This is a genomic window from Bacteroides sp. ET225 (genome assembly GCF_024733745.1).
Classification (GTDB): Bacteria; Bacteroidota; Bacteroidia; order Bacteroidales; family Bacteroidaceae; genus Phocaeicola; species Phocaeicola excrementipullorum.
In genome coordinates this window covers 1-24,698 of sequence record NZ_JANRHN010000009.1, presented here as the reverse complement: position 1 = coordinate 24,698, position 24,698 = coordinate 1, and the positions used below count along the sequence as shown (strand labels likewise).

The 24,698-nt window shown below is 48.3% G+C and carries 19 protein-coding genes and 4 tRNA genes; 12 read left to right on the top strand and 11 right to left on the bottom strand.

Annotated features, from left to right (window positions below; genetic code table 11):
• The first annotated feature begins 85 nt into the window (after window positions 1-85).
• Window positions 86-577: a DUF2807 domain-containing protein gene (locus tag NW212_RS06020; protein ID WP_258337742.1), complete on the top strand. Its 492-nt coding sequence runs from the start codon at window positions 86-88 to the stop codon at window positions 575-577.
• Window positions 578-680: 103 nt separating this feature from the next.
• Here NW212_RS06020 and NW212_RS06015 read toward each other — a convergent pair whose 3' ends face one another.
• Entirely contained in the window at window positions 681-2,837 is a 2,157-nt protein-coding gene (locus NW212_RS06015) for an alpha-N-acetylglucosaminidase (RefSeq protein WP_258337741.1), read from the bottom strand.
• A 385-nt stretch (window positions 2,838-3,222) separates the two neighbouring features.
• Here NW212_RS06015 and NW212_RS06010 point away from each other — a divergent pair.
• From NW212_RS06010 to NW212_RS05995, 4 genes are all read left to right on the top strand, one after another.
• Window positions 3,223-3,296, top strand: a tRNA-Met gene (locus tag NW212_RS06010).
• Window positions 3,297-3,350: 54 nt separating this feature from the next.
• Window positions 3,351-3,424: transfer RNA gene (locus tag NW212_RS06005), tRNA-Met, on the top strand.
• Between the two features lie 270 nt (window positions 3,425-3,694).
• Complete coding sequence (locus tag NW212_RS06000; protein WP_258337740.1) at window positions 3,695-3,988, top strand: type II toxin-antitoxin system HigB family toxin; 294 nt, start codon at window positions 3,695-3,697, stop codon at window positions 3,986-3,988.
• A 1-nt stretch (window position 3,989) separates the two neighbouring features.
• On the top strand, window positions 3,990-4,355 hold the full coding sequence (locus NW212_RS05995) for a type II toxin-antitoxin system HigA family antitoxin (protein WP_258337739.1): 366 nt from the start codon (window positions 3,990-3,992) through the stop codon (window positions 4,353-4,355).
• A gap of 127 nt (window positions 4,356-4,482) precedes the next feature.
• Here NW212_RS05995 and NW212_RS05990 read toward each other — a convergent pair whose 3' ends face one another.
• The 3 genes from NW212_RS05990 to NW212_RS05980 all read right to left on the bottom strand — a co-directional run bounded on the left by NW212_RS05990 (window position 4,483) and on the right by NW212_RS05980 (window position 8,152).
• Window positions 4,483-5,139: an HAD family hydrolase gene (locus tag NW212_RS05990; RefSeq protein ID WP_258337738.1), complete on the bottom strand. Its 657-nt coding sequence runs from the start codon at window positions 5,137-5,139 to the stop codon at window positions 4,483-4,485.
• A gap of 4 nt (window positions 5,140-5,143) precedes the next feature.
• The gene (gene folB, locus NW212_RS05985; RefSeq protein WP_258337804.1) at window positions 5,144-5,515 is read right to left on the bottom strand and encodes a dihydroneopterin aldolase; all 372 of its coding nucleotides are present in this window, start codon (window positions 5,513-5,515) and stop codon (window positions 5,144-5,146) included.
• A gap of 90 nt (window positions 5,516-5,605) precedes the next feature.
• Entirely contained in the window at window positions 5,606-8,152 is a 2,547-nt protein-coding gene (locus NW212_RS05980) for an adenosylcobalamin-dependent ribonucleoside-diphosphate reductase (RefSeq protein ID WP_258337737.1), read from the bottom strand.
• A 334-nt stretch (window positions 8,153-8,486) separates the two neighbouring features.
• Here NW212_RS05980 and NW212_RS05975 point away from each other — a divergent pair, with 334 nt between their 5' ends.
• Window positions 8,487-9,221 carry an NADPH-dependent oxidoreductase gene (locus NW212_RS05975; protein WP_258337736.1) on the top strand — a complete coding sequence of 245 codons (735 nt, stop codon included), beginning with the start codon at window positions 8,487-8,489 and terminating at the stop codon, window positions 9,219-9,221.
• Between the two features lie 78 nt (window positions 9,222-9,299).
• On the opposite strand, the gene dnaA is transcribed toward NW212_RS05975, so the two are convergent.
• The 3 genes from dnaA to NW212_RS05960 all read right to left on the bottom strand — a co-directional run bounded on the left by dnaA (window position 9,300) and on the right by NW212_RS05960 (window position 13,379).
• A complete protein-coding gene (gene dnaA, locus NW212_RS05970) occupies window positions 9,300-10,712 on the bottom strand; it encodes a chromosomal replication initiator protein DnaA (protein ID WP_258337735.1) in 1,413 nt (470 codons plus the stop codon).
• 597 nt (window positions 10,713-11,309) lie between these two features.
• Window positions 11,310-12,197: an MlaD family protein gene (locus NW212_RS05965; protein ID WP_258337734.1), complete on the bottom strand. Its 888-nt coding sequence runs from the start codon at window positions 12,195-12,197 to the stop codon at window positions 11,310-11,312.
• 12 nt (window positions 12,198-12,209) lie between these two features.
• On the bottom strand, window positions 12,210-13,379 hold the full coding sequence (locus NW212_RS05960) for an N-acetylmuramoyl-L-alanine amidase (RefSeq protein WP_258337733.1): 1,170 nt from the start codon (window positions 13,377-13,379) through the stop codon (window positions 12,210-12,212).
• Between the two features lie 179 nt (window positions 13,380-13,558).
• Here NW212_RS05960 and folD point away from each other — a divergent pair, with 179 nt between their 5' ends.
• The 4 genes from folD to NW212_RS05940 all read left to right on the top strand — a co-directional run bounded on the left by folD (window position 13,559) and on the right by NW212_RS05940 (window position 15,807).
• Window positions 13,559-14,440 (top strand): bifunctional methylenetetrahydrofolate dehydrogenase/methenyltetrahydrofolate cyclohydrolase FolD, encoded by an 882-nt coding sequence (gene folD, locus NW212_RS05955; protein ID WP_258337732.1) that lies wholly within the window; start codon window positions 13,559-13,561, stop codon window positions 14,438-14,440.
• Window positions 14,441-14,474: 34 nt separating this feature from the next.
• Window positions 14,475-15,557 carry a CapA family protein gene (locus tag NW212_RS05950; protein WP_309148241.1) on the top strand — a complete coding sequence of 361 codons (1,083 nt, stop codon included), beginning with the start codon at window positions 14,475-14,477 and terminating at the stop codon, window positions 15,555-15,557.
• Between the two features lie 68 nt (window positions 15,558-15,625).
• A tRNA-His gene (locus NW212_RS05945) sits at window positions 15,626-15,699 on the top strand.
• A gap of 34 nt (window positions 15,700-15,733) precedes the next feature.
• Window positions 15,734-15,807: transfer RNA gene (locus tag NW212_RS05940), tRNA-His, on the top strand.
• A 188-nt stretch (window positions 15,808-15,995) separates the two neighbouring features.
• On the opposite strand, the gene NW212_RS05935 is transcribed toward NW212_RS05940, so the two are convergent.
• Complete coding sequence (locus NW212_RS05935; protein WP_258337730.1) at window positions 15,996-16,946, bottom strand: NAD-dependent epimerase/dehydratase family protein; 951 nt, start codon at window positions 16,944-16,946, stop codon at window positions 15,996-15,998.
• Window positions 16,947-17,096: 150 nt separating this feature from the next.
• On the opposite strand from NW212_RS05935, the gene kbl reads away from it, so the two are divergent.
• Window positions 17,097-18,290 (top strand): glycine C-acetyltransferase, encoded by a 1,194-nt coding sequence (gene kbl, locus NW212_RS05930; RefSeq protein ID WP_258337729.1) that lies wholly within the window; start codon window positions 17,097-17,099, stop codon window positions 18,288-18,290.
• A 351-nt stretch (window positions 18,291-18,641) separates the two neighbouring features.
• Here kbl and gdhA read toward each other — a convergent pair whose 3' ends face one another.
• Window positions 18,642-19,979 (bottom strand): NADP-specific glutamate dehydrogenase, encoded by a 1,338-nt coding sequence (gene gdhA, locus NW212_RS05925; RefSeq protein WP_258337728.1) that lies wholly within the window; start codon window positions 19,977-19,979, stop codon window positions 18,642-18,644.
• A 205-nt stretch (window positions 19,980-20,184) separates the two neighbouring features.
• On the opposite strand from gdhA, the gene NW212_RS05920 reads away from it, so the two are divergent.
• Entirely contained in the window at window positions 20,185-23,148 is a 2,964-nt protein-coding gene (locus tag NW212_RS05920) for a PEP/pyruvate-binding domain-containing protein (RefSeq protein ID WP_258337727.1), read from the top strand.
• 163 nt (window positions 23,149-23,311) lie between these two features.
• Here NW212_RS05920 and NW212_RS05915 read toward each other — a convergent pair whose 3' ends face one another.
• On the bottom strand, window positions 23,312-23,857 hold the full coding sequence (locus NW212_RS05915) for a 7-carboxy-7-deazaguanine synthase QueE (protein ID WP_258337726.1): 546 nt from the start codon (window positions 23,855-23,857) through the stop codon (window positions 23,312-23,314).
• On the bottom strand, window positions 23,844-24,176 hold the full coding sequence (gene queD / locus NW212_RS05910; protein WP_258337725.1) for a 6-carboxytetrahydropterin synthase QueD: 333 nt from the start codon (window positions 24,174-24,176) through the stop codon (window positions 23,844-23,846). Before queD ends, NW212_RS05915 begins: the two co-directional genes overlap by 14 nt.
• Window positions 24,177-24,698: the final 522 nt, after the last annotated feature.

Genomic DNA, 24,698 nt, shown 5'->3' with positions numbered 1-24,698 from the left:
ACAATTGCTATGCTTGCATTTAGAAATGCATGAAAGCAGCCTTGTTGCTTTTTGAAAGTAAATGATAATTGAAATACATAACAAGATGAAGAAGACGGCGTTATTATTGGCAGGACTCGGCTTTTGTCTGTTGGGCCATGCAGAAGAACCTGCAAGGAATTTTTACTTTGCCGGATACAAGGTCGTGCTTATTCCGTCGGACACGTTTCGCGTAGAGGTGGAAAATCCGGATCTGGGGATTCAGGAGATGAAAGACGGAACCTTGTCGTTCACCCTCAAAGACGCAAGCGGGCCGATGCCGAAAGATGTGGTGCACATCTATACGAATGACGTTCGCCGCATCAGCATGATATATTCTGAGCTGATTGCAGACCAGCCGTTTGCAGTGGATTCGTTAAGCCTTTCTCTGGCTTCAGGATCAAAGGGCAGGGTGAACGTAAAGACAAAGTACTTGCAAGTATCGGCAGGAGCCGGCAGCCGGTTGCGTGTGGAGGGAGAAACTGATGTGTTTGATTGCACGCAACAAGGCAATAGCAAGGTCAGTACGGCCAATTTGAAAGTTGAAAAACATTTCTGATAAGGGCGCTTGCTCTTTGAATCCAGCCGGAGCTTCGCAAAAGCATGCTTCAGGCTGGATGATTGTCCGTACACCCTTTTTCAGGGCGTCGGAACATTATGGCTTAATTCAATTTTCCGAATATGATCTTCGCCGTTTCCACGCAATCGCTCTCTTGGGCTGACGGGTAGGTGTTGTGTTGCAAGGTCCACGCTTCTTCCAGTCCATAATAGTCGATGGATGCGGCAGGGTCTTCATCAGGAAGCTGGCTCAGGCGGTCGAGCCAGGTTTTCCAGCGCAGATAATAAAAGTCTTTCAGCAGGCCGTTCCATTCCCGGTGGGCATAGTCGCGCAGCCCTCCTTCGTTTGCGGCATGGCGGTTGCCCCAGGTGGTAATCTGCACGCGCGCGTTCCATTCCAGCCAATCTTTTTCTGCGCCGGTGTGTCCTAAACTGCGCGCCTGTTCTATCCAGCTGCCTACCTTGAATTCGGGGCGGGTGGCGAGCAGGCGGTCCTGCGCCAGAAGGAGTTCGAGAAAACGGTCGGAAGCCTGTTTGAGCAGCTTCGGATCTCTTGCCTCATACGCGGCTCTTACCACTTTGTAAATCAGTCTGCCTTTTTCGGCGACGGCCTGGCGCACAACATCAATCAAGTCATACTCAAAGTTGTTGTTGCCTTTAAACCGGTCTGCCTCTTCCACAAACATGCTTGCCGCACGGATTACTTCAAGCGGATTGTAGTAGTCGGACATTTCTGACCACGAAGAAACTTGATATACCTTCAGCGAGGGGCGGGCACAGAAAACGGATTCGTGTGTGCCTTGCTGGGTGGAGCGGGCAGGGCAGTTGTAGATGGAGTTTCCGAGCAGCACCCAGGCCTCCCAGAGGCGCGGCGAGAACTTTCCGTAGCGGGCCGAAACATAGCCTTTCAGCCATTCGTCTTTCGAGAATCTGGCCGGGCGCCAAGGCAGTTCGCACAGCAGCTCGTACATCACCGGATTGTTTTCCGTGCCTTCCATGGTAATGCCTACTCCTTTCAGCGAATTTCCAAAAGGACTTTCCGCGGCTTTGTAGTACTCGTCGATGACATGCTGCATCTTGCCGTGGAGTCCCACATTTCCGCCATAGTTCAGCAGCATGCAGTAGAGCCATTGGTGCCCGTCGAAACCGTTTTTCCGGTACCAGGTGGATTCGGGATCACCCCATTGCGGGCGGCTTTCGGAGTAGAGGTCGAGCACGATGAGGTCACCCTTCGGTATGTTCTTTATCATTTGCGGCCGTGGATTTGCTCCCCATGCCTGTATTACCCAGGTAGCGTTGGGGTTGTTCTTCTTCATAGCCTTCCAGATGGCTTGTCCGGCAGCGTCCAGATCTACTCCTGCCACCTTTCCGCCTTCGTGAAAAGGATCCATGCTGTAGTAGTCTGCCTTGCCGAACAGGCGGTTCATTTCCTTGTAGTAGAGTTCTGCTATCTCCTGAAAACGTTCGTCGGTGGGTTGCAGGAATGCGGGACGGTTGTAACCGTTCCAAGTGCCGGGATCAGTCACGTTTACGCCCAGCTTCTCCCTGGCGTTATGGGGAAGCATGCCCGAATAGCCCGGCAGAATCGGCTGGATACCATATTCGTGCATGCGTTTCAGTATCTTCTTTTGCAAGGCTATGCGGCTTTCATACCAGGAGTCGGTGTTCGGTCCTCCCCATCCTTCGAGGTTATTCATCAGCCACCATGCCTGGAAGCCCGGGCCGGCAATGAACTCGTTTGCCTCTTCTTTCGAGTAGCCCAGCTTGAACAATACGTTGCGCCACACGGCGTCTGCACCCACCAGCGCCAGCGAAAGGTTGATGCCGTGGAGTGCCATCCAGTCTATCTCTTTCTCCCAACGTTTCCAGTCCCAAAATGCCATTGTGTATGAAAAAGTGCAATAATTGAAGTCGTAGCGAAACGTGTTGGCGGTTTCATGACGCTCTTTGTGCGGCACGGCCGGCAATACAGCGGGGAGCTGGGCGCTCATATTGTTCCACGACAAATGCACCCCTGCATGATATTTCAGATACCAGTTTATTCCCGTGGCGATGCTGACCGGGTTGTTGCCGCGTATGACCACTTTCTCACCCTTCTGGTCCAGCTCGAAGAAGTCGCTGGCAGAAGCCACCTGTTCAATGATGAATTTGCCGGAAGAACCCGGTGACACTCGTTCCAGCAGGCCCTTAACCGGTGACGCGGCCGAAACGGCTGTAAACAAGCAAAGCAATATGAAGTTAAAAGCATAAACCCGTTTCATTGTCATTCTTAAATTTAAAGTTGTTGGTTGTTTTAGTTCGTTTAAATTTTCCGATTCAGTATTTTTATCCTCCCCTTTTGCGTTTGTTTCCGGTCTGTTTCCCCGCTTTCACTCGTCAGACAGCCCGCTGTCATCCTCATCACACAAACGGAAATGCCTCAAAAACTCATCCCAAATCAGCACACGATAAATTCAAAATGCATGTCTTGGAGAAACGCTTTGGCAAGTTATCAAGAAAATCTTGAACGTGCAAGCGAAAATGGTTGTTGTAGTGTATATTTTTGGAATCGGAAAGCACATTCTATGGATTCGGCTGAAAAAATATGGGCATAGACTTGCGTAATTGAAAAACTTAGCTTACCTTTGCACCCGCAATCAGGAAGATGGCGGGATAGCTCAGCTGGTTAGAGCGCATGATTCATAATCATGAGGTCCCCGGTTCAATCCCGGGTCCCGCTACTTTTAAAAGATAAGCCGTTGGGTGGCTTCCACGCCTGGCGGTTTTTTTATGATGGCGGGATAGCTCAGCTGGTTAGAGCGCATGATTCATAATCATGAGGTCCCCGGTTCAATCCCGGGTCCCGCTACAGAATATAGAAAATTGGATATGAGGCATTTAAGAAAGGTTGTTTCTTAAATGTCTTTTTTTGTTCATATAGCTCCTTGTGCAAAAGTTGACCCTTACAGTCTTGAAACTCAGTGGTCGGTAAATTCGGAGAATAAGTTGCCTCGAAAATCCCTTTCTTTGCTTTTACTCATGCAGCGTTTGAAGATTATGAATGGTCCTGTTCTAAAATCCAATAGAAAATTTTGTATTTAGGAATTTAATATATACTTTTGCGTAAATGGCGGGAGGCATGAGAATTATAGCGAGAAGCAAGATTATTGAATATTACACGGAGCACCCTGATGCGGAAACAGCTCTTGAAGACTGGTTTCAGAAAGTGAAGAAGGCCGAGTGGACTTGCTTTGCAGACATGAAACGAATGTTTAATAACGTGGATAGTGTCGGCAACCAGCATTATGTGTTCAATATCAGAGGGAACAATCATCGTCTGATAGTGGTCGTTAAGTTTACGATAAAAACGGTATTGATTCGATTTATCGGTACTCATGCCGAGTATGATTTGGTAGATGCAAAAAATATATAGTATGGCAAAGATTCAGAATGAAACGGCTTATGAGGCGGCAATGGAAAGAATTGAAGAACTTCTGCCATTGACTGATGACAATACACCAGTGACGGATAAGAATCTGATAGAGCTTGATTTGTTGTCCGAACTTGTGTCGGAGTATGAAGATGAGCATTATCCGATAAAGCTTCCCTCTTTGGTAGATATGATAAAGCTCCGTATGTATGAAATGGGTATCAATCAGGCTAAACTCTCGGAACTTCTTGGCGTAAGCCCTTCACGTGTCAGCGACTACTTGACAGGTCGTTGCGAGCCTACATTGAAAGTTGCCCGTGATATTAGCAGAAAACTCAATATTGATGCGAATATAGTGCTTGGAGTATAAATGAAACAGACTTAAGGCAGCCATTTGCATAAGAATTGCACAAATTGAGAGGAAATGGAATATCCCGGGTCCCGCTACAGATGGTTAAAGACATTCAGAGTCATTTGCTGAATGTCTTTTTTTCGTTTCACTCCTGTTGCAGAAACCGCAGGATGTCTTCGCATCTGTCAGCTATCAGGTCGGGGCTGTATGCTTCCAGCTCGGCGCGCGGTCTGAATCCCCAGCTCACTCCAATGGTTGTGACGCCGGCATTTTTGCCCGTCTGCATGTCTACGCATGAATCTCCCGCATACACCGTTTCTTCTTTCTTGACGTTGGCGAGTCTGATGATTTCATTGATGACCTGCGGGTCTGGCTTGGAGGGAACTCCTTCGCGCTGGCCGAATACAGCCGTAAACCGTACGGAGGGGAAATATTGCCGGATGAGTTTGGTTGTGGCTTCCTGATATTTGTTGGAAGCTACGGCAAGCTGCATCCCGTTTTGCTGGAGCGTGCCGAGCAGCGCTTCGATTCCCGGATACGGACGGCTCAGGTCTGCGTTGTGCATATTGTAATAAGGAATGAAGCTCCCGCGTATTTTCAGGACGTTCTGTTGGGATTTTTCCCCTTCCGGCAATGCCCTTTCAAAAAGTTTGTTTATACCGTTTCCCACAAAAAAGCGGTATTCGTCGGTTGTATGTGTGGGATATCCGAATTGCGATAGCGCATGGTTCGTGGCTGCTGCCAGATCAGCTATTGTATCCAGCAATGTGCCGTCGAGGTCAAATATGGCAAGTCTTTTCATAAGGTCAGTCTTTTGTGTATGTTGATTCAACTCCGATGTCTGTGCATTCCGCTCCCATCGGCGGGTTTTGCTTGTAGAGGCTGATTTTTACCTCCATAACCGTCGGGAAATCCTTCAGGATGCGTTCCGCTATCCGGCGGGCTGCATGTTCGAGAAGCTTTGACGGTATCTTCATCTCGTCTTTAACGGCCTGGAACACCTCCGCATAGCTTACGGTGCCCTCCAGCCTGTCTGTTTCGGCCGCATGGGCGAAGTCAGTCTTCAGCCTCAGGTTGATTGTGTATTCGGCTCCCACTTTGTTTTCCTGCGGCAGGACGCCGTGGTAGGCGAAAATTTTCAGTCCGTTCAGCCGTATGTACATCTCAGTTGCTTTCATGTATGCATAAAATGAAGGCACGAACCGCATGCCGTCTGTTTTCCTGCAGGCCTTATGCTGTTCGTGCCGTTATTCATTGTAGATCAGTATTTATCCGCAGCGTGATGAGCCGCAGGTTTTGCAGATGAGGCACCCTTCCTGGTAGACAAGCGTTTCGTGTCCGCAGTTCGGGCATTTGATGCCCTTGGCTTCCGTGCCGTCAATCACATATTTCTTGAGTGCGCGTTCAACGCCGCTCTTCCAGGTGTTGATGTTCTCGTTGTCAAACTGCAACGAGCTTACCAGCTTGATGACCTGCTCGATCGGCATTCTCCAGCGCAGGACTCCCGAGATCAGCTTGGCGTAGTTCCAGTATTCTTTGTTGAACTTCTCCGACAAGCCTTCTACGGTCATCTTGTAGCCGCGCTTGTTTTCGAACTGGAAGTCATAGTGTTTTATGCCCGCTTCATCATAGTTCTTGATGATCCGTCCGTGTGTGACAGATTTGGGGAGCAGGATTCCTTCCTCATCGTCCTGCAGGCCGGTGAAGATTTCGTAAGGATGCCCGTCGAGCAGTCCCACAAAAGCAACCCATTTCTCTTTGTTGTTCTGGAAGCGCACCACATCGGCTTCGAGCACTTTCGGGCGCACTTCTACAACCTGAGGCGGTTTGCACCAGCATTCTTCTTCCTTTTCCTTCTTTTTGTCCTTCTGTGCCGAGATCAGCACGCCTGCACGAGAGCCGTCGCGGTAAACGGTGCATCCTTTGCAGCCAGACTTCCATGCTTCCACATAAAGGCGGTTTACGAGATCCTCGTCTACATTGTTCGGCAGGTTGATGGTGACGCTGATGGAATGGTCTACCCATTTCTGGATGCGTCCCTGCATTTTCACCTTCATCAGCCAGTCTACATCGTTTGAGGTAGCCTTGTAATAGGGTGACTTGGTTACAAGCTCGTCGATTTCTTCTTGCGTGTACCGCTTGTCGGGGTCGTATCCGTTCGCTTTCATCCAGGTGAGGAACTTGTGGTGGAACACAATGTATTCTTCAAAAGCGTCGCCCGTTTCGTCAACGAAGTCGATGTGTACATTGGCATCGTTCGGGTTCACTTTGCGGCGCCGTTTGTATACAGGCATGAATACGGGTTCTATGCCCGATGTGGTTTGTGTCATCAGGCTGGTTGTTCCTGTCGGAGCGATGGTGAGGCACGCGATGTTGCGTCGTCCGTATTTCGCCATCTCTTCATACAGTTCCGGGTCGGCTTCCTTGATGCGGTTCACAAACGGGTTGTTCTTTTCGCGTTCGGTGTCGTAGATTTTGAACGCTCCGCGTTCTTTTGCCATGTTGACTGAAGAGCGGTAGGCTTCAATCGCAACGGTCTTGTGCACCTGTTCTGAAAATTCGGTAGCTTCTTCGGTGCCGTATCTCAGCCCCATGGCTGCCAGCATGTCGCCTTCGGCAGTGATTCCTACACCCGTGCGGCGTCCCAGCCCGGATTTATGGTATATTTTCTCCCACAAGTGGCGTTCGGTTCCCTTGATTTCTTCGCTTTCCGGATCGGCGTCGATCTTTTCGAGAATGCGCTCGATCTTTTCAAGTTCAAGGTCGATGATGTCGTCCATGATACGCTGGGCCAGCGCAACATGTTTCTTGAACAGCTCGAAGTCGAAATAAGCTTCCGGGGTGAACGGGTTTACGACATACGAGTAGAGGTTGATGGCCAGGAGCCGGCAGGAATCATACGGGCACAAGGGAATCTCTCCGCACGGATTGGTTGAGATGGTGCGGAATCCAAGGTCTGCATAGCAGTCGGGCACGGATTCGCGTATGATGGTGTCCCAGAACAATACGCCCGGTTCTGCCGACTTCCAGGCATTGTGTACAATCTTTTTCCACACTGCGCTGGCGTTGATTTCTTTTGAAACCATTGGCTTGTCCGAATCTATCGGGTATTGCTGCATGTAGGGACGCTCCTCGATGGCTGCCTTCATGAAATCGTCGTCGATTCTTACGGATACGTTTGCGCCGGTTACTTTCCCTTCCGTCATTTTGGCGTCGATGAATGATTCCGAATCCGGATGTTTGATGGATACGGTCAGCATCAACGCTCCCCGGCGTCCGTCCTGGGCGACTTCGCGCGTGGAATTGGAATACCTTTCCATGAATGGAACAAGTCCGGTGGACGTGAGTGCCGAATTCTTCACGGGCGAGCCTTTGGGACGGATGTGGGACAAGTCGTGTCCTACACCTCCGCGGCGTTTCATCAGTTGCACCTGTTCTTCGTCGATCCGTATGATTGCTCCATACGAATCGGCCGGTCCATCCAGTCCGATAACAAAGCAATTGGAGAGCGAAGCCACCTGGAAGTCATTTCCTATTCCGGTCATCGGGCTTCCTTGGGGAATGATGTACTTGAAATGATCCATCAGGTCAAAAAGCTCCTCCGAACTGAGCGCATTCGGATACTTCGCTTCAATTCTTGCCACTTCGTTAGCAATACGCCAATGCATGTCAGCAGGCGTCCTTTCATAGATGTTCCCGAACGAATCCTTTACCGCATATTTGTTTACCCAAACGCGTGCGGCAAGTTCGTCCCCTTTAAAATACTCCAATGTTGCGTTATACGCTTCATCGTAGCTATACGTTTTTTTTTCCACGGTTGTTTATGGTTGATATAATAAATATTTTTCTAAAGCATTTGTAGAAATTCTGCCTTACAGATAACAAAGGATAGTGGGTGCAAAGCTAAAGATGTTTTTTTGAATTGCAAAATAAATCCAGAAGAAGTTGTCAACAAAATATGAAGTTTTCAGAAACTGTTTTTTAATCCGTTTATATTCAGTCTGTTATGATTTTTGCCTGTTCGTAAAGTTGTCAAAAATGATAAATTGTTACTTTTGAATGGTTGTTCAATATAAAAATTAGGCCACGGGTGTTTTATTCCATTTTTTTTGTATCTTTGTGGTAGTGTATGATCAAAATGGAACTATTATGGATTCAATTAAAAACAGACGTACTATCCGAAAATATACGGAACAGGATATTCCCGCTGACTTGTTGGACAGCCTGCTGGAAGAATCGTTCAGGGCATCTACAATGGGAAACATGCAGCTCTACAGTGTAGTGGTTACCCGTGATCCGGAGATGAAGGCAAAGCTTGCTCCGGCTCATTTCAACCAGCCGATGGTTACTTCAGCTCCTGTTGTCCTGACTTTCTGCGCCGACTACAACCGTTTCAGCCTGTGGTGCCGCCAGCGTAAGGCAGAACCCGGATATGACAACTTCATGTCGTTTATCAATGCGGCGAGCGATACGTTGCTGGTAACTCAGAACTTCTGCACGCTGGCCGAAGCGTCGGGGCTGGGGATTTGTTATTTGGGCACAACGATTTACGATCCTGCCCGGATTATCCAGATTCTGAATCTGCCGAAACTGGTGATGCCTGTGGCTACCATTACGGTGGGGTATCCCGACGAACATCCCGACCAGCCGGACCGTCTGCCTTTGCGGGCCATTGTTCATGAAGAAACATATAAGGATTACACTCCGGCCATGATTGACGACATTTATGCATACAAGGAAGCGCTTCCGGAAAACAAGCATTTTGTGGAAATCAATCATACGGAAACCTTGGCCCAGATTTTTACCGATATCCGCTACACCAAGTCTGATAATGAGTCGATGTCTGCAAATCTGATAGAGGTCATTAAAAAACAGGGATTCTGAGCATAATAAAACCCGCAAAGCTGATCTTGCTGCAGGCTTTGCGGGTTTTGTTACGTTGAGTTGGTTGAGATATTCGCTTTATTTCGTATGCAGGCTCGACTCTATTTCTTCGACTTCAGCTTTGAATGCCTTGTCTACATCTACCTGTCCTTTTACAATCTTATAGGCATGCAACACCGTTGCATGGTCTTTGTTTCCGATGAGCTGGCCTATCTTTGATGAAGACGTTTCTGTATGTTTCTTGGCCAGATACATGGCTACCTGCCGTACCTGCACAACTTCGCGCTTGCGTGTCTTTGTGAAGATGGATGAGCGGTCAACTTTATAATGCTCGCATACCTTTTCGATGATATTGTCCACAGTCAACGGTTTGCTTTCGGCGCAGCGCACAGCCTTCCGTACTATGCGTTGAGCTAAATCCAAATCTATTTCCCGCTTCAGGTGGATAGAATAGGCGAGGAGCGAGTTGACGATTCCTTCGAGTTCGCGTACGCTTTCGTTTACATTCTCTGCAATGTAGCATATGACCGATTCCGGTATCTTCAAGCCGTCGTGCTTGATCTTGTTCCGGAGGATGTTTTTTCTCAACTCCACGTCCGGCTTCTCCAGTTCGGCCACCAGTCCCCATTTGAAGCGCGTAAGCAGGCGTTCTTCCATTCCTTGCAGCATGACCGGTGCGCGGTCGGAAGTCAGGATAAGCTGTTTTCCCGTCTGATGGAGATGGTTAAATATATGGAAGAATGTGTTTTGCGTTTTGGTAACTCCCGCAAATTCTTGGATGTCATCTATTATCAGAACATCTATGGTCTGATAAAACCCGATGAAATCGTTGAACCGATTGGTGCGTACGGAGTCTGTATACTGCACTTGAAACAAGTGTGCAGATACATAAAGCACCCGCTTCTCGGGATAAAGTTCCTTGATGCGTGTACCAATGGCGTTGATGAGATGTGTTTTACCCACTCCAGACGGTCCGTAAATGAACAGCGGATTGAAAGTGCGTGCCGGGTTCTGTGCAACAGTTTCTGCCACAGCTCTGGAGAATTCATTGCTGTTTCCTTTGATGAAATTCTCAAAGTTATAGTTCGGATTCAAATGCGGATCCAGATCCTGCGGTCTTGGCTCCTGCAGGATATTAGGGGTTTTGTTGCCGTCATGGATTGGCTTTTGCTTGGGGAGGGCAGGCGATCTGTCACCTCCTCTTAAATCGACCGTGATGTGGTTGGTCTTGTCTGTCAGAATTGAATACATCAGCTCGGTGCCCTCGCCTATTTCTTTATATATGGCGGCACGCAGCAACCCCACATAGTGCTCTTCCAGGAACTCATAGAAGAACGGGCTGGGGATGCCGATTGTCAGGGCCTTGTTCTCGTATTTCAGACCGACAGTTGGCTCAAACCATGTTTCAAAAGCCTTCGCGTTGTTGATGTTGTCCTTGATGAATCCAAGGCAACGGTTCCACAGCACTTCGGCTTGGTTCTGTTCAATCATACTTACTTTGTTATTGATAAAGCGAAATTTCTACGTTTGCAAATTTCGCAATCTAATTCTAGAAAAACAAATCTCTTTTTTCTTGCTTTTTTGGAGCCTATTTTAATGGGTTGAATAGTAGGATGTTACATTTATGTTAAGAAAAAAGATGCAACATGCTGATTTGTGAAATTCTAAGGGTTTGAAACTCAAATGTTTGTTTTGTTTCGGTTGCCACCTTGCGTGAAACTTTGTGTGTTTGTCTATCTGTTGGTTATCAATGGTTTATGTTATTGTACATCTATCACGGCGGATGTCTGTGCTATTTAGAATATTTCTATATAAAGAAAAATCCGGCGTTTTCTTTCGGGCGTTTTTCGGGTGATGCATTCGCGCGTAAATGGCTGTGGCATGCGAATGTCGGGAGCAGTACAGGAGTCTTCTCGGCACTAAACAGATACGTTTGAATATGGAAGTCTAACATCTGCAAAGGCAGAAGCATAGAATAGGGTACGGTTCTTATTCTGTTGTTTTCTGCCTTTGCGGGTGTTCTTTTTATCGGATCGTTGTCTGTCCTTGAGCTGGCCGGACAGCATTTCCGTTTTCTTTTGGGGAAGATTATTTGTCCTTTCTTCCGAACAATGAGAAATGCACATATCGTTTGGGGTGCTCTTGCAAGTCTTTGAGCAGGCTTGCAGCATTGGCTGTTGTCGCGTTCAGGTTGTTGTAAAGTGCTTCGTCGTTGAGAAGCAGCCCGAGCGAGTTGTCTTTGCGGTTCAGCTTGTCTGTCAGCAGGCGGACATTTTGCAGGGTTGAATCTATCTTTACGAACGTTGAGGCGTAGTCAACATCTTTCAGGTTTTCGCTGATTCCTTTCAGGTTTTCGGTGATGGCGTTCACATTGCTTGTCAGTTGGGGAATGTCTTTGCTCATCAGCAGATGGAGGTCGTTGCTGGTAGCATTGAGCGATGCCGTTAACTGTTCTGCATTGTGAAGTGTCTTTTTCAGTGCGGGATCTCCAAGGAGAGCATTGACAGAAGTCAAGATGGAGTCAAGTTTGGGAAGCATTTTCTCGATCTGCGGGAGCAGGTTTTCTTCAGCAGCTCCCAGAATGCCGGAATTTGCCACTCCTTTTATGGTATCTCCGGGAGTTACATATACTGTTGCCTCGTGGTTGAGCTTCATGTTCATTTTTACGGTTCCCAGCATTTCTGTTACCAGTTCAGCCTGGCTGCCTTGGGGAATGCGGAGATTTTCTTCCACTTCTATGCCTACAACGACATGTCCCGGGTTCTTGTAATTGTAGCTTATGTCACGCACGATACCGATCTGGTAGCCGTTTGCAAAGACAGGGCTTGACAATGACAGTCCGTTGATATTCTCGAATTCCACATTGTAGTAGCTTTCGGGTTTGAACATGCTGATTCCTTTCAGGTAGTTTATACCGAAGAACAATATCAGCAGTGCGCCGATACCGGCAAGTCCGATTTTAAATTCTTTTCTCATCTTTCTTCGTTTCTATTTGTTTTTCTTGAATTCCTTGATGGCTTGATTCACGTTTATTTTCTTTCCGTTTTTGAACGCTATGATGAAGGCGTCTTTAAATTTGCTGTCGACTTTGTTCCGTTTTAATTTGAGGATACTGTTATAGTTTGTGTCTGCACCGTAAGTGTATTTTATCAGACCATTTTCTTTGTAGTAGCTCACAGGCGACAGTCCCTTGAAGGCCCGGTTCTTGGCGGAAAGCACTTTTCCTGATGTGAGTATCTGTATTTTGAACACGGGCTTTTCTGAAACAGTGCTGTTATTGGCGGTCTTTGTCGTTTCCGGCTCAATAGCGGCAACCGTTTCCTCGATGTCATTCTGTACGGGCGTTTCTGCATTTTTTATGTCCGTGTTGTCCGGACGGTGCCCGTCTTTGTAGTTCCTGAATGCCCTGTAGATGCATTGGGCCAGGTTTGTGCTGCCGTTTTCTGACAACAGATACGATTCTTCATTGGGATTTGTGATGTATCCCAGTTCAACCAGTACGCTTGGCATTGAAGTGGCGCGCAATACAAGGAATCCAGCCTGGTGCACTCCCTTGTCGATTCGTTTTCCCTGCTTGAACTGGCGTTGTATCATTTTGGCAAAGTCAACGCTTTGCGACATGTTCTTGTCTTGCATGAATTCAAAAATGATATAGCTTTCCGACGATCCCGGGTTGAATCCGGCGTATTGCTGTTTGTAGTCGTCCTCGATCAGAATGACGGAGTTCTCCTTCTTGGCCACCTCCAGGTTTTCTTCGGTGCGGTGAAGCCCCAGCGTGTAGGTTTCTGCACCTGAAACCTGGCTGCTGCGCGAGGCGATCGAATTGGTGTGGATTGATATGAATAAGTCCGCCTTGGCGTTGTTGGCGATTTCTGCGCGGCGGTGCAGGGGGACAAACACATCTCTGTTTCTTGTGTAGATGACTTTCGTATCAGCGCAGTTGTTCTCTATCAGTTTGCCAAGCTTCATGGCAACTTTCAGATTGATGTTTTTTTCCTTCCCTCGTTTTCCGATCGCACCCGGATCATGGCCGCCATGGCCGGCATCTATGACCACCGTGAAGGTTTTGCCCGGCGCCGCATGTGTTTCCTGGTATCCGGAAAAAGGCATCAGGACGGATAACATGACAGATAGTATGTAGAATCTGATAGTCTGCATAAACATATATTCGTGGCAAAGTTAATATTTTTTTGTCTTTAATCGGGCTGTATTCCGAATAAATCTTCTTTATTGCTGATAAATGCTATAAAATCCGATAAATAGATGTCTTTTTACCTTTTAATTTGCTATTTTTGTAAAACTATGAGTTCAGTTTATCCTTAAAACAAATTATTGATATGGTATTGATTGACGGAAAAGCTGTTTCCGAACAAGTGAAACAGGAGATTGCAGCGGAGGTCGCTGATATCGTGGCCAAAGGTGGCAAGCGTCCCCACCTGGCGGCAGTGCTGGTCGGGCACGATGGAGGAAGCGAAACGTATGTGGCTGCGAAGGTGAAGGCCTGCGAAGTTTGCGGGTTCAAATCCTCTTTAATCCGGTATGAATCGGATGTGACAGAAGAAGAGTTGCTCGCAAAGGTGCATGAGTTGAATGAAGATCCGGATATTGACGGATTTATTGTGCAGCTTCCTTTGCCTGCACATATTTCAGAACAGAAAGTAATCGAGGCCATTGATTACCGGAAAGACGTCGACGGCTTTCATCCTATTAATGTAGGGCGGCTGTCCATCGGGCTTCCCTGTTATGTTTCTGCCACTCCGAATGGAATACTTGAATTGCTTCGCCGGTACGAGATAGAAACGCGGGGCAAGAAATGTGTGATTTTAGGGCGAAGCAACATCGTGGGAAAGCCTATGGCCATGCTGATGATGCAAAAGGCTTATCCCGGAGATGCCACGGTGACCGTGTGCCATAGCCGCAGCAAAGATCTGGTGGAAGAATGTCGGGAAGCCGATATTATTATTGCTGCAATGGGGCAGCCCAATTTTGTTAAAGCGGATATGGTGAAAGAAGGGGCGGTGGTGATTGATGTAGGTACAACCCGTGTGCCTGATGCGACTAAAAAGTCGGGCTTCAAGCTGACCGGAGATGTGAAGTTTGATGAGGTGGCTGCCAAGTGTTCGTTCATAACTCCTGTGCCGGGAGGTGTCGGACCGATGACTATCGTGTCGTTGATGAAGAATACGCTGCTTGCGGGAAAGAAGGCTATTTACGGGTGATTTTATGAAGCTGAAAAGAACTGTAGCGGGCAGGATGCTGGCACTTTTCTGTTGGGGAGTGTCAGCATCTTGTTTTGCCGGAGAGCAGGCAGATACGTTGTCTTTGCTGTTTGTCGGAGATTTGATGCAGCATCAGGCTCAGCTCGATGCGGCCCGCCGTGAAGACGGCAGCTTTGATTATTCCGGATGTTTTGCTGAGGTTTCCCCTGAAATCATGAAGGCTGATATCGCCGTTGGGAATCTGGAAGTTCCGTTGGGAGGTAAGCCGTACACCGGTTATCCGGCATTCAGTGCTCCTGACGAATGGCTGTTTGCCTTGCGCGACGCCGGGTTTGATGTCTTTCTTGCGGCAAACAATCATTGCCTGGACAGGGGGAAGAAAGGGCTGGAGCGTACTGTCGGGGTGTTTGATTCGCTGAAAGTGTGGAATGCGGGCATCTATCGGGATTCGCTTGATCGGGCGGACAGGTATCCGCTTTTGATTGAAAAGAAAGGTTTCCGTATCGCAATCCTTAATTATACGTATGGTACAAACGGGATTCCTGTTCCTTCTCCCGGAATGGTTAACCTGATAGACCGCAAGCAGATCCGTCAGGATGTAGTCAAGGCCCGTCGGATGAATCCGGATGCCATTATCGCTTGCATGCATTGGGGGATAGAGTATAAGCTGTTGCCGGAGAACGCAGACCGTGAGCTGGCACGCTGGCTGTTGAAGCTGGGAGTGGATCATGTGATCGGTTCGCATCCTCATGTGGTTCAGCCGGTAGAGGTTGTGGATACGCTGGCGGACAAGAAGCCTCATGTTGTGGTTTATTCTTTGGGCAACTTTATTTCGAACATGAGCCAGTTGCATACGGATGGGGGAATGGCTGTTAAACTGCTGTTGAGGAAGGCGAACGGAAAGACACGTTTGGCCGGAAGCGGCTATTCGTTTGTGTGGACGTCGCGCCCGGTCTTGAGCGGGAAGCGTAATTTTGCAGTCTACCCTTCGGATATAAATAAGGAAAAGGTAAATGCAGCGGAGAAAAACCACATGGAGCTGTTCCTGAACAATGTGCGCCGTCTGTTTCATGATCACTCAACAGGTATGGAAGAATACTTTTTTGAAAGAAAGTGAGAGAAATGTTTGCGGATTAAAAAAATATCTTTACCTTTGCACTCGCTTTTAGAAGGATAATCAACATGGTGACTATAGTTCAGTTGGTTAGAGCGTCAGATTGTGGTTCTGAATGTCGTGGGTTCGAGTCCCACTAGTCACCCTTCTTTTAGCAGAACATTATTATTGCCAACATGGTGACTATAGTTCAGTTGGTTAGAGCGTCAGATTGTGGTTCTGAATGTCGTGGGTTCGAGTCCCACTAGTCACCCCGAGGAGAGGAATTTCAGCGATGAGGTTCCTCTTTTTTGCTGTACGCTGCTTTCCATGCGCTTGGAGGCGGCAAAACAAAAAGGCATGTATTAAGCGAGAATTCAATCTCCGTTTAATACATGCCTTTGTCTTATTTGCGGCGAATTCCGAATGTTCCGTCTTGCCGCATGAACTGGACAGAATGGATTAACCGAACCGTTTTTCCAGTTTTTCCAGCATGTCGCGTGTCATTGCGTCAAGGTCGTATTTGGGCGCCCATCCCCATTCTTCGCGTGCGCAGGTGTCGTCCAGTGAGTTTGGCCATGAGTCGGCGATGGCTTGGCGTAACGGATCCACCTGGTATTCCATTTCAAAATCAGGACGGTATTCTTTAATTTTCCGGTAAATGGTTTCCGGTTCGAAGCTCATTGATGCAATGTTGAACGAGTTGCGGTGGATGAGTTTGTCCGGATTGGCCTCCATTATTTCGATGGCGGCACGCAGAGCGTCGGGCATATACATCATGTCCATGTAAGTGTTTTGCGCTATCGGGCAGACAAACTTCTCTTTTTTTGCAGCGGCATAATAAATGTCTACGGCATAATCGGTTGTGCCCCCTCCCGGAGGAGTGACATACGAAATCAGTCCCGGGAATCTGACCGAACGGGTGTCTACCCCGAAGCGTGTAAAGTAGTAGTCGCTCAGCAGTTCTCCTGCTACTTTGGTTACACCATACATGGTTTTGGGACGCTGGATGGTGTCCTGTGGAGTCTTGTCTTTGGGAGTTCCTCCGCCGAATGAACCGATGGAACTTGGCGTAAACACCGCGCAATGTTTTTCGCGCGCTATTTCCAGGGTGTTGTAGAGGCCTCCCAAGCCGATTTTCCATGCCAGTTGAGGCTTCTTTTCCGCTACGGCAGAAAGGATAGCAGCCAGATTGTAAATGGTATCTATGTTGAACCGTTCTACCGCGTCTGCTATTTGTTGGGGATCAGTGATGTCTACCAATGCCGAAGGACCGGACTCCTTAAGTTCTCCCTTCGGTTCCGCGCCGGTGATGTAACCGGCTACTACATTTCCCTGATAATTCTTTCTGAGCAACATGGTAAGCTCCGAACCTATTTGGCCGGTAGCTCCTATTATCAAAATGTTTTTCATTTTATTTATGGTTGAATTTATACGGTGGCAAAAGTAGCAATTTGGCGGGAAGAATAGCGTGAAAAAGTGTTATTTCTTTAGGCTTTGTTTCTTTTTTCAGAAAAAAGTCCCATCTTTGACTTGAAATAAGAACCTTAATTCACTGCTAATATGTATGGTAATTTTAAAGAATTTCTGACAAAAGAGCTGGCCGATATTCAGGCAGCCGGATTGTACAAGAACGAGCGTGTGATAACCACTCCTCAAAAAGCGGACATCAAAGTGAATGCTGGGGAAGATGTCCTTAATTTCTGCGCGAATAATTATCTGGGACTTTCAGACAATAAGCGGCTGATCGAAGCGGCGAAAGCTGCCATGGATACGCACGGTTACGGCATGTCGTCTGTGCGTTTTATCTGCGGAACGCAGGATCTGCACAAACAGCTGGAAGCTGCCATTTCTGATTATTTCCACACAGAAGATACAATTCTGTATGCAGCTTGTTTTGATGCGAACGGCGGTTTGTTCGAGCCGTTGCTTACCGATGAAGATGCCATTATTTCGGATTCTCTGAACCACGCGTCTATCATTGACGGCGTTCGCCTCTGCAAGGCTAAGCGTTATCGTTATGCGAACGCTGACATGGCCGATCTGGAGCGTTGCTTGCAGGAGGCTCAGGCGCAGCGTTTCCGCATCATTGCCACAGACGGCGTGTTCTCGATGGACGGCAATGTGGCTCCGATGGACAAGATCTGTGATCTGGCGGAGAAGTACGATGCGCTGGTAATGGTCGACGAGTCGCACTCTGCGGGTGTGGTAGGTCCTACAGGACACGGAGTGGCAGAACAGTTTGGCGTTTACGGACGGGTTGATATCTTTACCGGAACTTTGGGAAAGGCGTTCGGAGGAGCGATGGGCGGCTTTACTACTGGCCGTAAGGAAATCATTGACATGCTGCGCCAGCGTTCGCGTCCGTATCTGTTCTCAAATTCGGTTGCGCCCGCTATTGTGGGAGCCAGTCTGGAAATGTTCCGCATGCTGAAGGAAAGCAACGAACTGCATGACAGGCTGATGGAGAACGTTGCTTATTTCCGCGACAAGATGCTGGCTGCCGGTTTTGATATCAAGCCAACGCAGAGCGCCATTTGCGCGGTGATGCTTTATGATGCGAAATTGTCGCAGGATTTCGCGGCCCGGATGCAGGAAGAAGGCATTTATGTTACGGGCTTCTATTATCCGGTTGTTCCGAAAGGCCAGGCGCGCATTCGCGTACAGCTTTCTGCCGGCCACAAGCGCGAGCATTTGGATAAGGCGATTGCCGCATTTGTCAAGGTTGGTAAAGAATTGGGCGTTATCAAGGGCTGAGAATCTGTTGGATTTTAAAACAGAAGGGCATATCTTCGGTGAAACATGCGGATGTTTTTGCGAAGATATGCCCTTGTTTTATGCATATGCGGGCTGCTTGTGCCCTTCATCTTTTTCCGGAGGAAGCCTGCCGCAGGCTTTGCCAAGCATGGAGCATTCGGGCTGCGGCTTCTGATTCATGTGGGATGTATGAAAAAAAATGCGCTATCTTGACCTTCACAGGCTGATAGCGCAAGCTACAATACAAAATACAAATACAACTAAACGAGATTATTTTTTAAAAGTGCGTAAAGATAAGAATTATAATCTCCCTCGGCACATCTTTTTTCCTCTTTTTTCTCTTTTATGTTTTTAAACAATTCCTTGAGCCATCATGGCGTGAGCCACTTTCATGAATCCTGCGATATTGGCTCCTTTTACGTAGTTGATATACCCGTCAGGTTCCGTACCGTATTTTACGCACTGTTCGTGGATGTTGTGCATGATGTTGTGCAGTTTTTCGTCAACCTCCTGCGCCGACCAACTGATGTGCATGGCATTCTGGCTCATCTCAAGTCCTGAAGTAGCTACTCCTCCTGCATTGACCGCTTTTCCCGGGGCATACATCATCTTGTGTTCGATGAAGGCGTCGATGGCTTCCGGTGTGCAGCCCATGTTGGATATTTCACCTACGCAGATGACATTGTTCTTTATCAGGTTGGCTGCGTCTTCGCCGTTCAGTTCGTTTTGGGTGGCGCAGGGCAGAGCGATGTCTGCTTTCACTTCCCACGGGCGTTTCCCCGGCACGAATGTTGCGCTTGGGAATTTTTCGGCGAACGGAGCTACGATGTCGTTGCCCGAAGCCCGCAGTTCAAGCATATAGTCGATCTTTTCTCCGCTGATTCCTTCCGGGTCGTATACATAACCGTCGGGGCCGGAGATTGTGATGACCTTTGCGCCGAGCTGGGTTGCCTTTGTTGCCGCTCCCCACGCAACGTTTCCGAATCCTGATATGGCTACGGTCTTGCCTTTGATGTCGATCCCTTTCTTGTCAAGCATGTGCTTTACGAAGTACAGTCCTCCGAATCCCGTTGCTTCGGGACGTATCAGCGAACCTCCGAACTCGAGTCCCTTTCCGGTGAATGTGCCCGTAAATTCGCGGGTCAGTTTTTTGTACATGCCGAACATGTAGCCAACCTCACGTCCGCCCACGCCGATGTCGCCTGCCGGCACATCCATGTTCGGTCCCAGATGACGCCAAAGCTCCAGGATATATGCCTGGCAGAAGCGCATGATTTCCGCATCGCTCTTTCCGCGCGGAGAGAAGTCGGACCCGCCCTTTCCTCCGCCCATAGGAAGCGATGTCAGGGCGTTCTTGAAAGTCTGCTCGAATCCCAGGAATTTCAGGATAGACAGGTTGACCGACGCATGGAAGCGGATGCCGCCTTTGTACGGGCCGATGGCGTTGTTGAACTGTACACGGTATCCCAGGTTGGTCTGCACTTCGCCTTTGTCGTCCACCCATGTTACGCGGAATGTGAATATTCTGTCGGGTTCAACCAGCCGTTCGATGATTTTGGCTTTTTCAAATTCAGGATGTTGGTTGTAGATATCTTCAATAGAGAGCAGCACTTCTCTGACAGCCTGCAAATACTCGGATTCACCTGGATGCTTGGCCTCCAGCGATGACATAATTCTGTTGATGTCCATAATTAGATTTTTAAAGGTGTGACATTTTGAAACTTTCACTTTTACAAAGTTAGGAAACTTTCTGGTTCCTGCAAGTGGTTTCCTTGGAAAAATCGATTAAAATATGATAAAATGATACTTGCGGAGATGGCGTTGAAAATATTTGCAAATGTCGTCCGAAATCCCGAATTTTGCTTGTCTATTAACCGTTTAAATCAGAGATATCATGCTTAACGCTTTACGGATAAAGCTCAACCAGCTTTATTTCAAGGATACGCAGTTTGCCAATTTGATGACCAAGCGCATATTCAATGTGCTGCTGGTTGCCAATCCCTACGATGCTTTCATGCTGGAAGATGACGGACGCATCGATGAGAAGATATTCAACGAATACATGAATCTGAGCTTGCGCTATCCGCCTCGCTTCACCCAGGTGTCTGCTTTGGAGGAGGCTTGGGAGAAGCTCAACGAAACCACGTTCGATCTGGTGATCTGCATGCCGGGGTCGGACAACAGCGACTCGTTCGACATTGCGCATAAAATCCGTGAGAAGTATCCGCACATGCCGCTGGTGGTGCTTACTCCTTTTTCACACGGCATAAGGGAAAGGATGGAACACGAAGACCTGAGCATATTCCAGTACGTGTTCTGCTGGCTGGGAAACAATGACCTGCTCATGTCTATCATCAAGCTGATAGAAGACAAGATGAACCTGGAGCGCGACATAGAGGAAGTGGGCGTGCAGATGATTCTGCTGGTGGAGGATTCGATCCGTTTCTATTCGTCTGTTCTTCCCAATCTGTATAAGTTTGTGCTCCAGCAGAGCCAGCTTTTTGCTACGGAGGCTCTGAATGCCCATCAGCGTACCTTGCGCATGCGCGGACGTCCCAAAATTGTGCTTGCGCGCTCGTATGAAGAAGCCTGGTCACTGTACCAGAAATACCAGAACAATGTGCTGGGGGTGATTTCTGACGCCCGCTTTCCGCACCAGGGCGAACAGGATCCGCTTGCCGGCGTGCAGCTGTTGCGCGAAATCCGGAAGCGCGACCCGTTTGTTCCGCTTATCCTGGAGTCGTCGGAAGAAGACAACAGAAAGTATGTGAGCGAACTGGATGCCCACTTCATCGACAAGAACTCGAAAAAGATGGACGTCGACCTTCGGGAGGCCGTATCGCAGAATTTCGGTTTCGGTGACTTCATTTTCCGTGACCCGAAAACCATGAGAGAGGTTGCGCGTGTGCATAACTTGAAAGAGCTGCAGAATGTGCTGTTTTCCATTCCTGCCGAGTCTTTCTTCTACCATATCAGCCACAATCATATTTCCCGCTGGCTGTATTCGCGCGCCATTTTTCCGGTGGCCGAGTTCTTGAAGCAGATCACGTGGGAGTCTTTGCAGGACATCGATGCCCATCGCCAAATTATTTTTGAGGCGATCGTGAAATACCGCAAGATGAAGAATCAGGGTGTTGTGGCTGTGTTCCAGCGCGACCGCTTTGACCGTTATTCCAATTTTGCCCGCATCGGTGAAGGCTCGCTCGGAGGAAAAGGGAGAGGCCTTGCCTTTATCGACCATCTGCTGAAGCGCCACAGCGAGTTTGACGAGTTTGAAAACGCTTCGGTCATGATTCCAAAAACGGTGGTGCTGTGTACCGATGTGTTCGATGAGTTCATGGACACGAACCAGCTTTATCAGGTGGCGCTGAGCGATGCCGACGATGAAACCATATTGCGGGCGTTTCTCCGCGCGAAGCTGCCCGACCGGCTTGTGGAGGATTTCTTCACGTTTTTCGATGCGGTGAAGGCGCCGATAGCCATCCGTTCGTCCAGTCTGCTTGAAGATTCGCACTACCAGCCCTTTGCCGGCATCTACTCTACGTACATGATTCCGTATCTGGACGACAAGTATGAGATGCTCCGCATGTTGAGCGACGCCATCAAGGGAGTATATGCTTCGGTATATTATAAGGACAGCAAGGCCTACATGCAGGCAACCAGCAATGTCATCGATCAGGAGAAAATGGCAGTCATTCTGCAGGAGGTGGTAGGGACGCAGTACGGCGACCGTTATTATCCTGCTATTTCGGGGGTGGCGCGTTCCATCAATTATTATCCCATCAACGATGAACTGGCCGAAGAAGGAATCGTAAGCCTGGCTCTCGGTCTGGGAAAATACATCGTTGACGGCGGACTGACTCTGCGCGTTTGTCCGTATCATCCTACGCAGGTGTTGCAGACAAGCGAGATGGAGATAGCCCTGCGTGAAACGCAGACACGGTTCTATGCGCTTGACCTGAAGAATATGGGGCAGAATTTCTCGCTCGACGACGGATTCAACCTGCTCAAGCTGCATGTGAAGGATGCGGAGGCTGACGGATCGCTCAATTTCATCGCTTCCACTTATGATCCGTATGACATGGTGATACGCGACGGGCTTTATCCGGGCGGACGGAAGCTGATCACTTTCGCCAACATTCTCCAGCACGATGTGTTCCCGCTGGCGCGTATTCTGCAGCTTGTTCAAAAATACGGGCAGGGCGAGATGAGGAGGCCGGTTGAGATTGAATTTGCGGTGAACTTCGATGCCAAGACGAAGACGGGCACATTCTATATGCTGCAAATCCGTCCGATGGTGGACGTGAAAGCCGATCTGGAGGAAGACCTTACGCTTATTCCTGATTCAAGGCTGTTGCTGAAGAGCGAGAATTCGCTGGGACATGGAATAATGGAAGACATTCAGGATGTGATTTATGTGAAGACGGAGGGGTATTCGGCATCCAACAACCAGCTGATTGCATACGATATCGAGAAACTGAACCGCCGTTTCCTTGACGAAGGGAAGCATTATGTGCTTGTGGGTCCGGGGCGTTGGGGAAGCAGTGATACGTGGCTCGGCATTCCGGTGAAGTGGCCGAACATTTCGGCGGCCCGTGTCATTGTTGAAGCCGGACTGACCAACTATCGGGTCGATCCCAGCCAGGGCACACATTTCTTCCAGAACCTGACTTCTTTCGGTGTGGGATACTTTACGATCAATGCCTATATCAACGACGGAATCTATAACCAGCAGATACTCGACAGCATGCCTGCCGTAGAGGAAACGAAGTTTATCCGTTGGGTGCGTTTTGAAAAGCCTCTGGCCGTGAAGATGGACGGAAGGAAGAAACTGGGCGTGGTTGTACTTCCGGAATGATGCGGACTGCCGGATAATGCCGTTTCTGCCGGGCAAATTTTTATCTCTAGCCTGGAGATGTATGTCTTCAGGCTAGAGATTTATGTTTTCAGTCTGGAGATGCATGTCTTCAGTCTGGAGATGGAGTTTTTGCCGAAGCTCTTCCGGTCTTCTGTGAGTGCTTTTACTGGATATTGACCAGCTTGTGGGTCTGGAGGCTCAATCTCCATTCGGGGTGTTCCAGGATGTAGCCGATCACCTGTTGGGTATTGCTGCATGAACAAGGCTGAAGGAAATAGTGCTTTGCCGGAAGCTTCAGGTATTTCGTCACATCCTGTCCGGTGTAGACCACTTTCACTTCGTCGATGTGTCCGGCCTTTATTTCGGTGCCTTCCTTGGGCGAGCAAGTCACCCAGTCGATGCTTTCCGGCAGCTTGCAGGTTCCGTTTGTTTCGATGCAGATGTATTTTCCCGCCTGATGGAGCAGGTCCAGCAGCTTCTTGTCAATCCACAGTCCCGGTTCTCCTCCGGTGAGGATGACTGTGCGGCACGGGTATTTGTTTGTTTCTTCAACGATTTCTTCGTCTGTCATCAGGCTGCCGCTTTCGTGCGCCGTGTCGCAGAATCCGCATTTTAAGTTGCAGCCGGAAAAGCGGACGAACACGGAGGGAGTTCCCGTATGGAATCCCTCTCCCTGAAGGCTGTAGAAAATTTCGTTAATCTTTTTCATAGATGACGGTGTTTCCTTCCGACTCTCTCACTTCCACCTTCACGCAGTTGCGGATCTGGCCGCAGATCCATCTGGCAATGTTTTCTGCCGTAGGGTTGAATGGCAGAATGTCGTTCAGGTTTTTATGGTCCAGCCGCTCCTTGACTGCCTTTTTGATATGGGTGAAATCCACCACCATGCCGTTTTCATCGAGTTCTTCGGCTTGGCAATACACTGTAATTACCCAATTGTGACCATGCAAATTTTCGCATTTGCTTGGGTAAGATAGAGTCAGTTTGTGTGATGCGGAGATCTCCATCCGCTTGATAACTGTAAACATACGCTTTGTTCTGTCTTTTTTAGTTGCTTAAACAATGAAAATAAGTCGTGCGTCTAATGTCACCTCAACGCTCTGCAAAGTTAAAAAGAAAATTGTCAAACTCGGAATAAAAACTGCCCAAAAGGAGATAATGTCTTTTTTATATAGAATGACAGGATATTTCAGGGGGTGAAAGCCTCGGCGGGCAAGACAGGATCGTGCTTTGTACCGAAGGACAACCGGCTGGCGAATAGAATCGGGGAAGACATGCCGGAAGCAAGCGCAAAAGAACCTGACAGAATATCATTTTATTGGAAAATTTAAACGCTCTTGGTCCAAACGCATAGGCTAAAAAATTAATCAATGTAAAAAAAAGCATTTTCTGCATTTTTTTTATGAGAACAATCCTTTGTTAATCAGCAAAAGCGAGAAAAAGGTTACTATCTGATGAATATGTAAGTTCTTGTTTGTCAGAAATAAGCGTCGTAATTTTGTAATCGGAAAAAAGAAATCAAGAACTGATTGTATTACTTTTAAACACTA

Bases quoted from the DNA above. Each gene is read 5' to 3' on its own strand.
- NW212_RS06020 (WP_258337742.1), top strand. From the start codon at position 86: ATGAAGAAGACGGCGTTATTATTGGCAGGACTCGGCTTTTGTCTGTTG.
- NW212_RS06000 (WP_258337740.1), top strand. From the start codon at position 3,695: ATGAGAATTATAGCGAGAAGCAAGATTATTGAATATTACACGGAGCAC.
- NW212_RS05995 (WP_258337739.1), top strand. From the start codon at position 3,990: ATGGCAAAGATTCAGAATGAAACGGCTTATGAGGCGGCAATGGAAAGA.
- NW212_RS06015 (WP_258337741.1), bottom strand. From the start codon at position 2,837: ATGAAACGGGTTTATGCTTTTAACTTCATATTGCTTTGCTTGTTTACA.
- NW212_RS05915 (WP_258337726.1), bottom strand. From the start codon at position 23,857: ATGAAAAAGATTAACGAAATTTTCTACAGCCTTCAGGGAGAGGGATTC.
- NW212_RS05960 (WP_258337733.1), bottom strand. From the start codon at position 13,379: ATGCAGACTATCAGATTCTACATACTATCTGTCATGTTATCCGTCCTG.
- kbl (WP_258337729.1), top strand. From the start codon at position 17,097: ATGTATGGTAATTTTAAAGAATTTCTGACAAAAGAGCTGGCCGATATT.
- NW212_RS05990 (WP_258337738.1), bottom strand. From the start codon at position 5,139: ATGAAAAGACTTGCCATATTTGACCTCGACGGCACATTGCTGGATACA.
- folD (WP_258337732.1), top strand. From the start codon at position 13,559: ATGGTATTGATTGACGGAAAAGCTGTTTCCGAACAAGTGAAACAGGAG.
- gdhA (WP_258337728.1), bottom strand. From the start codon at position 19,979: ATGGACATCAACAGAATTATGTCATCGCTGGAGGCCAAGCATCCAGGT.
- folB (WP_258337804.1), bottom strand. From the start codon at position 5,515: ATGAAAGCAACTGAGATGTACATACGGCTGAACGGACTGAAAATTTTC.
- NW212_RS05920 (WP_258337727.1), top strand. From the start codon at position 20,185: ATGCTTAACGCTTTACGGATAAAGCTCAACCAGCTTTATTTCAAGGAT.
- NW212_RS05965 (WP_258337734.1), bottom strand. From the start codon at position 12,197: ATGAGAAAAGAATTTAAAATCGGACTTGCCGGTATCGGCGCACTGCTG.
- dnaA (WP_258337735.1), bottom strand. From the start codon at position 10,712: ATGATTGAACAGAACCAAGCCGAAGTGCTGTGGAACCGTTGCCTTGGA.
- NW212_RS05950 (WP_309148241.1), top strand. From the start codon at position 14,475: ATGCTGGCACTTTTCTGTTGGGGAGTGTCAGCATCTTGTTTTGCCGGA.
- NW212_RS05935 (WP_258337730.1), bottom strand. From the start codon at position 16,946: ATGAAAAACATTTTGATAATAGGAGCTACCGGCCAAATAGGTTCGGAG.
- queD (WP_258337725.1), bottom strand. From the start codon at position 24,176: ATGTTTACAGTTATCAAGCGGATGGAGATCTCCGCATCACACAAACTG.
- NW212_RS05975 (WP_258337736.1), top strand. From the start codon at position 8,487: ATGGATTCAATTAAAAACAGACGTACTATCCGAAAATATACGGAACAG.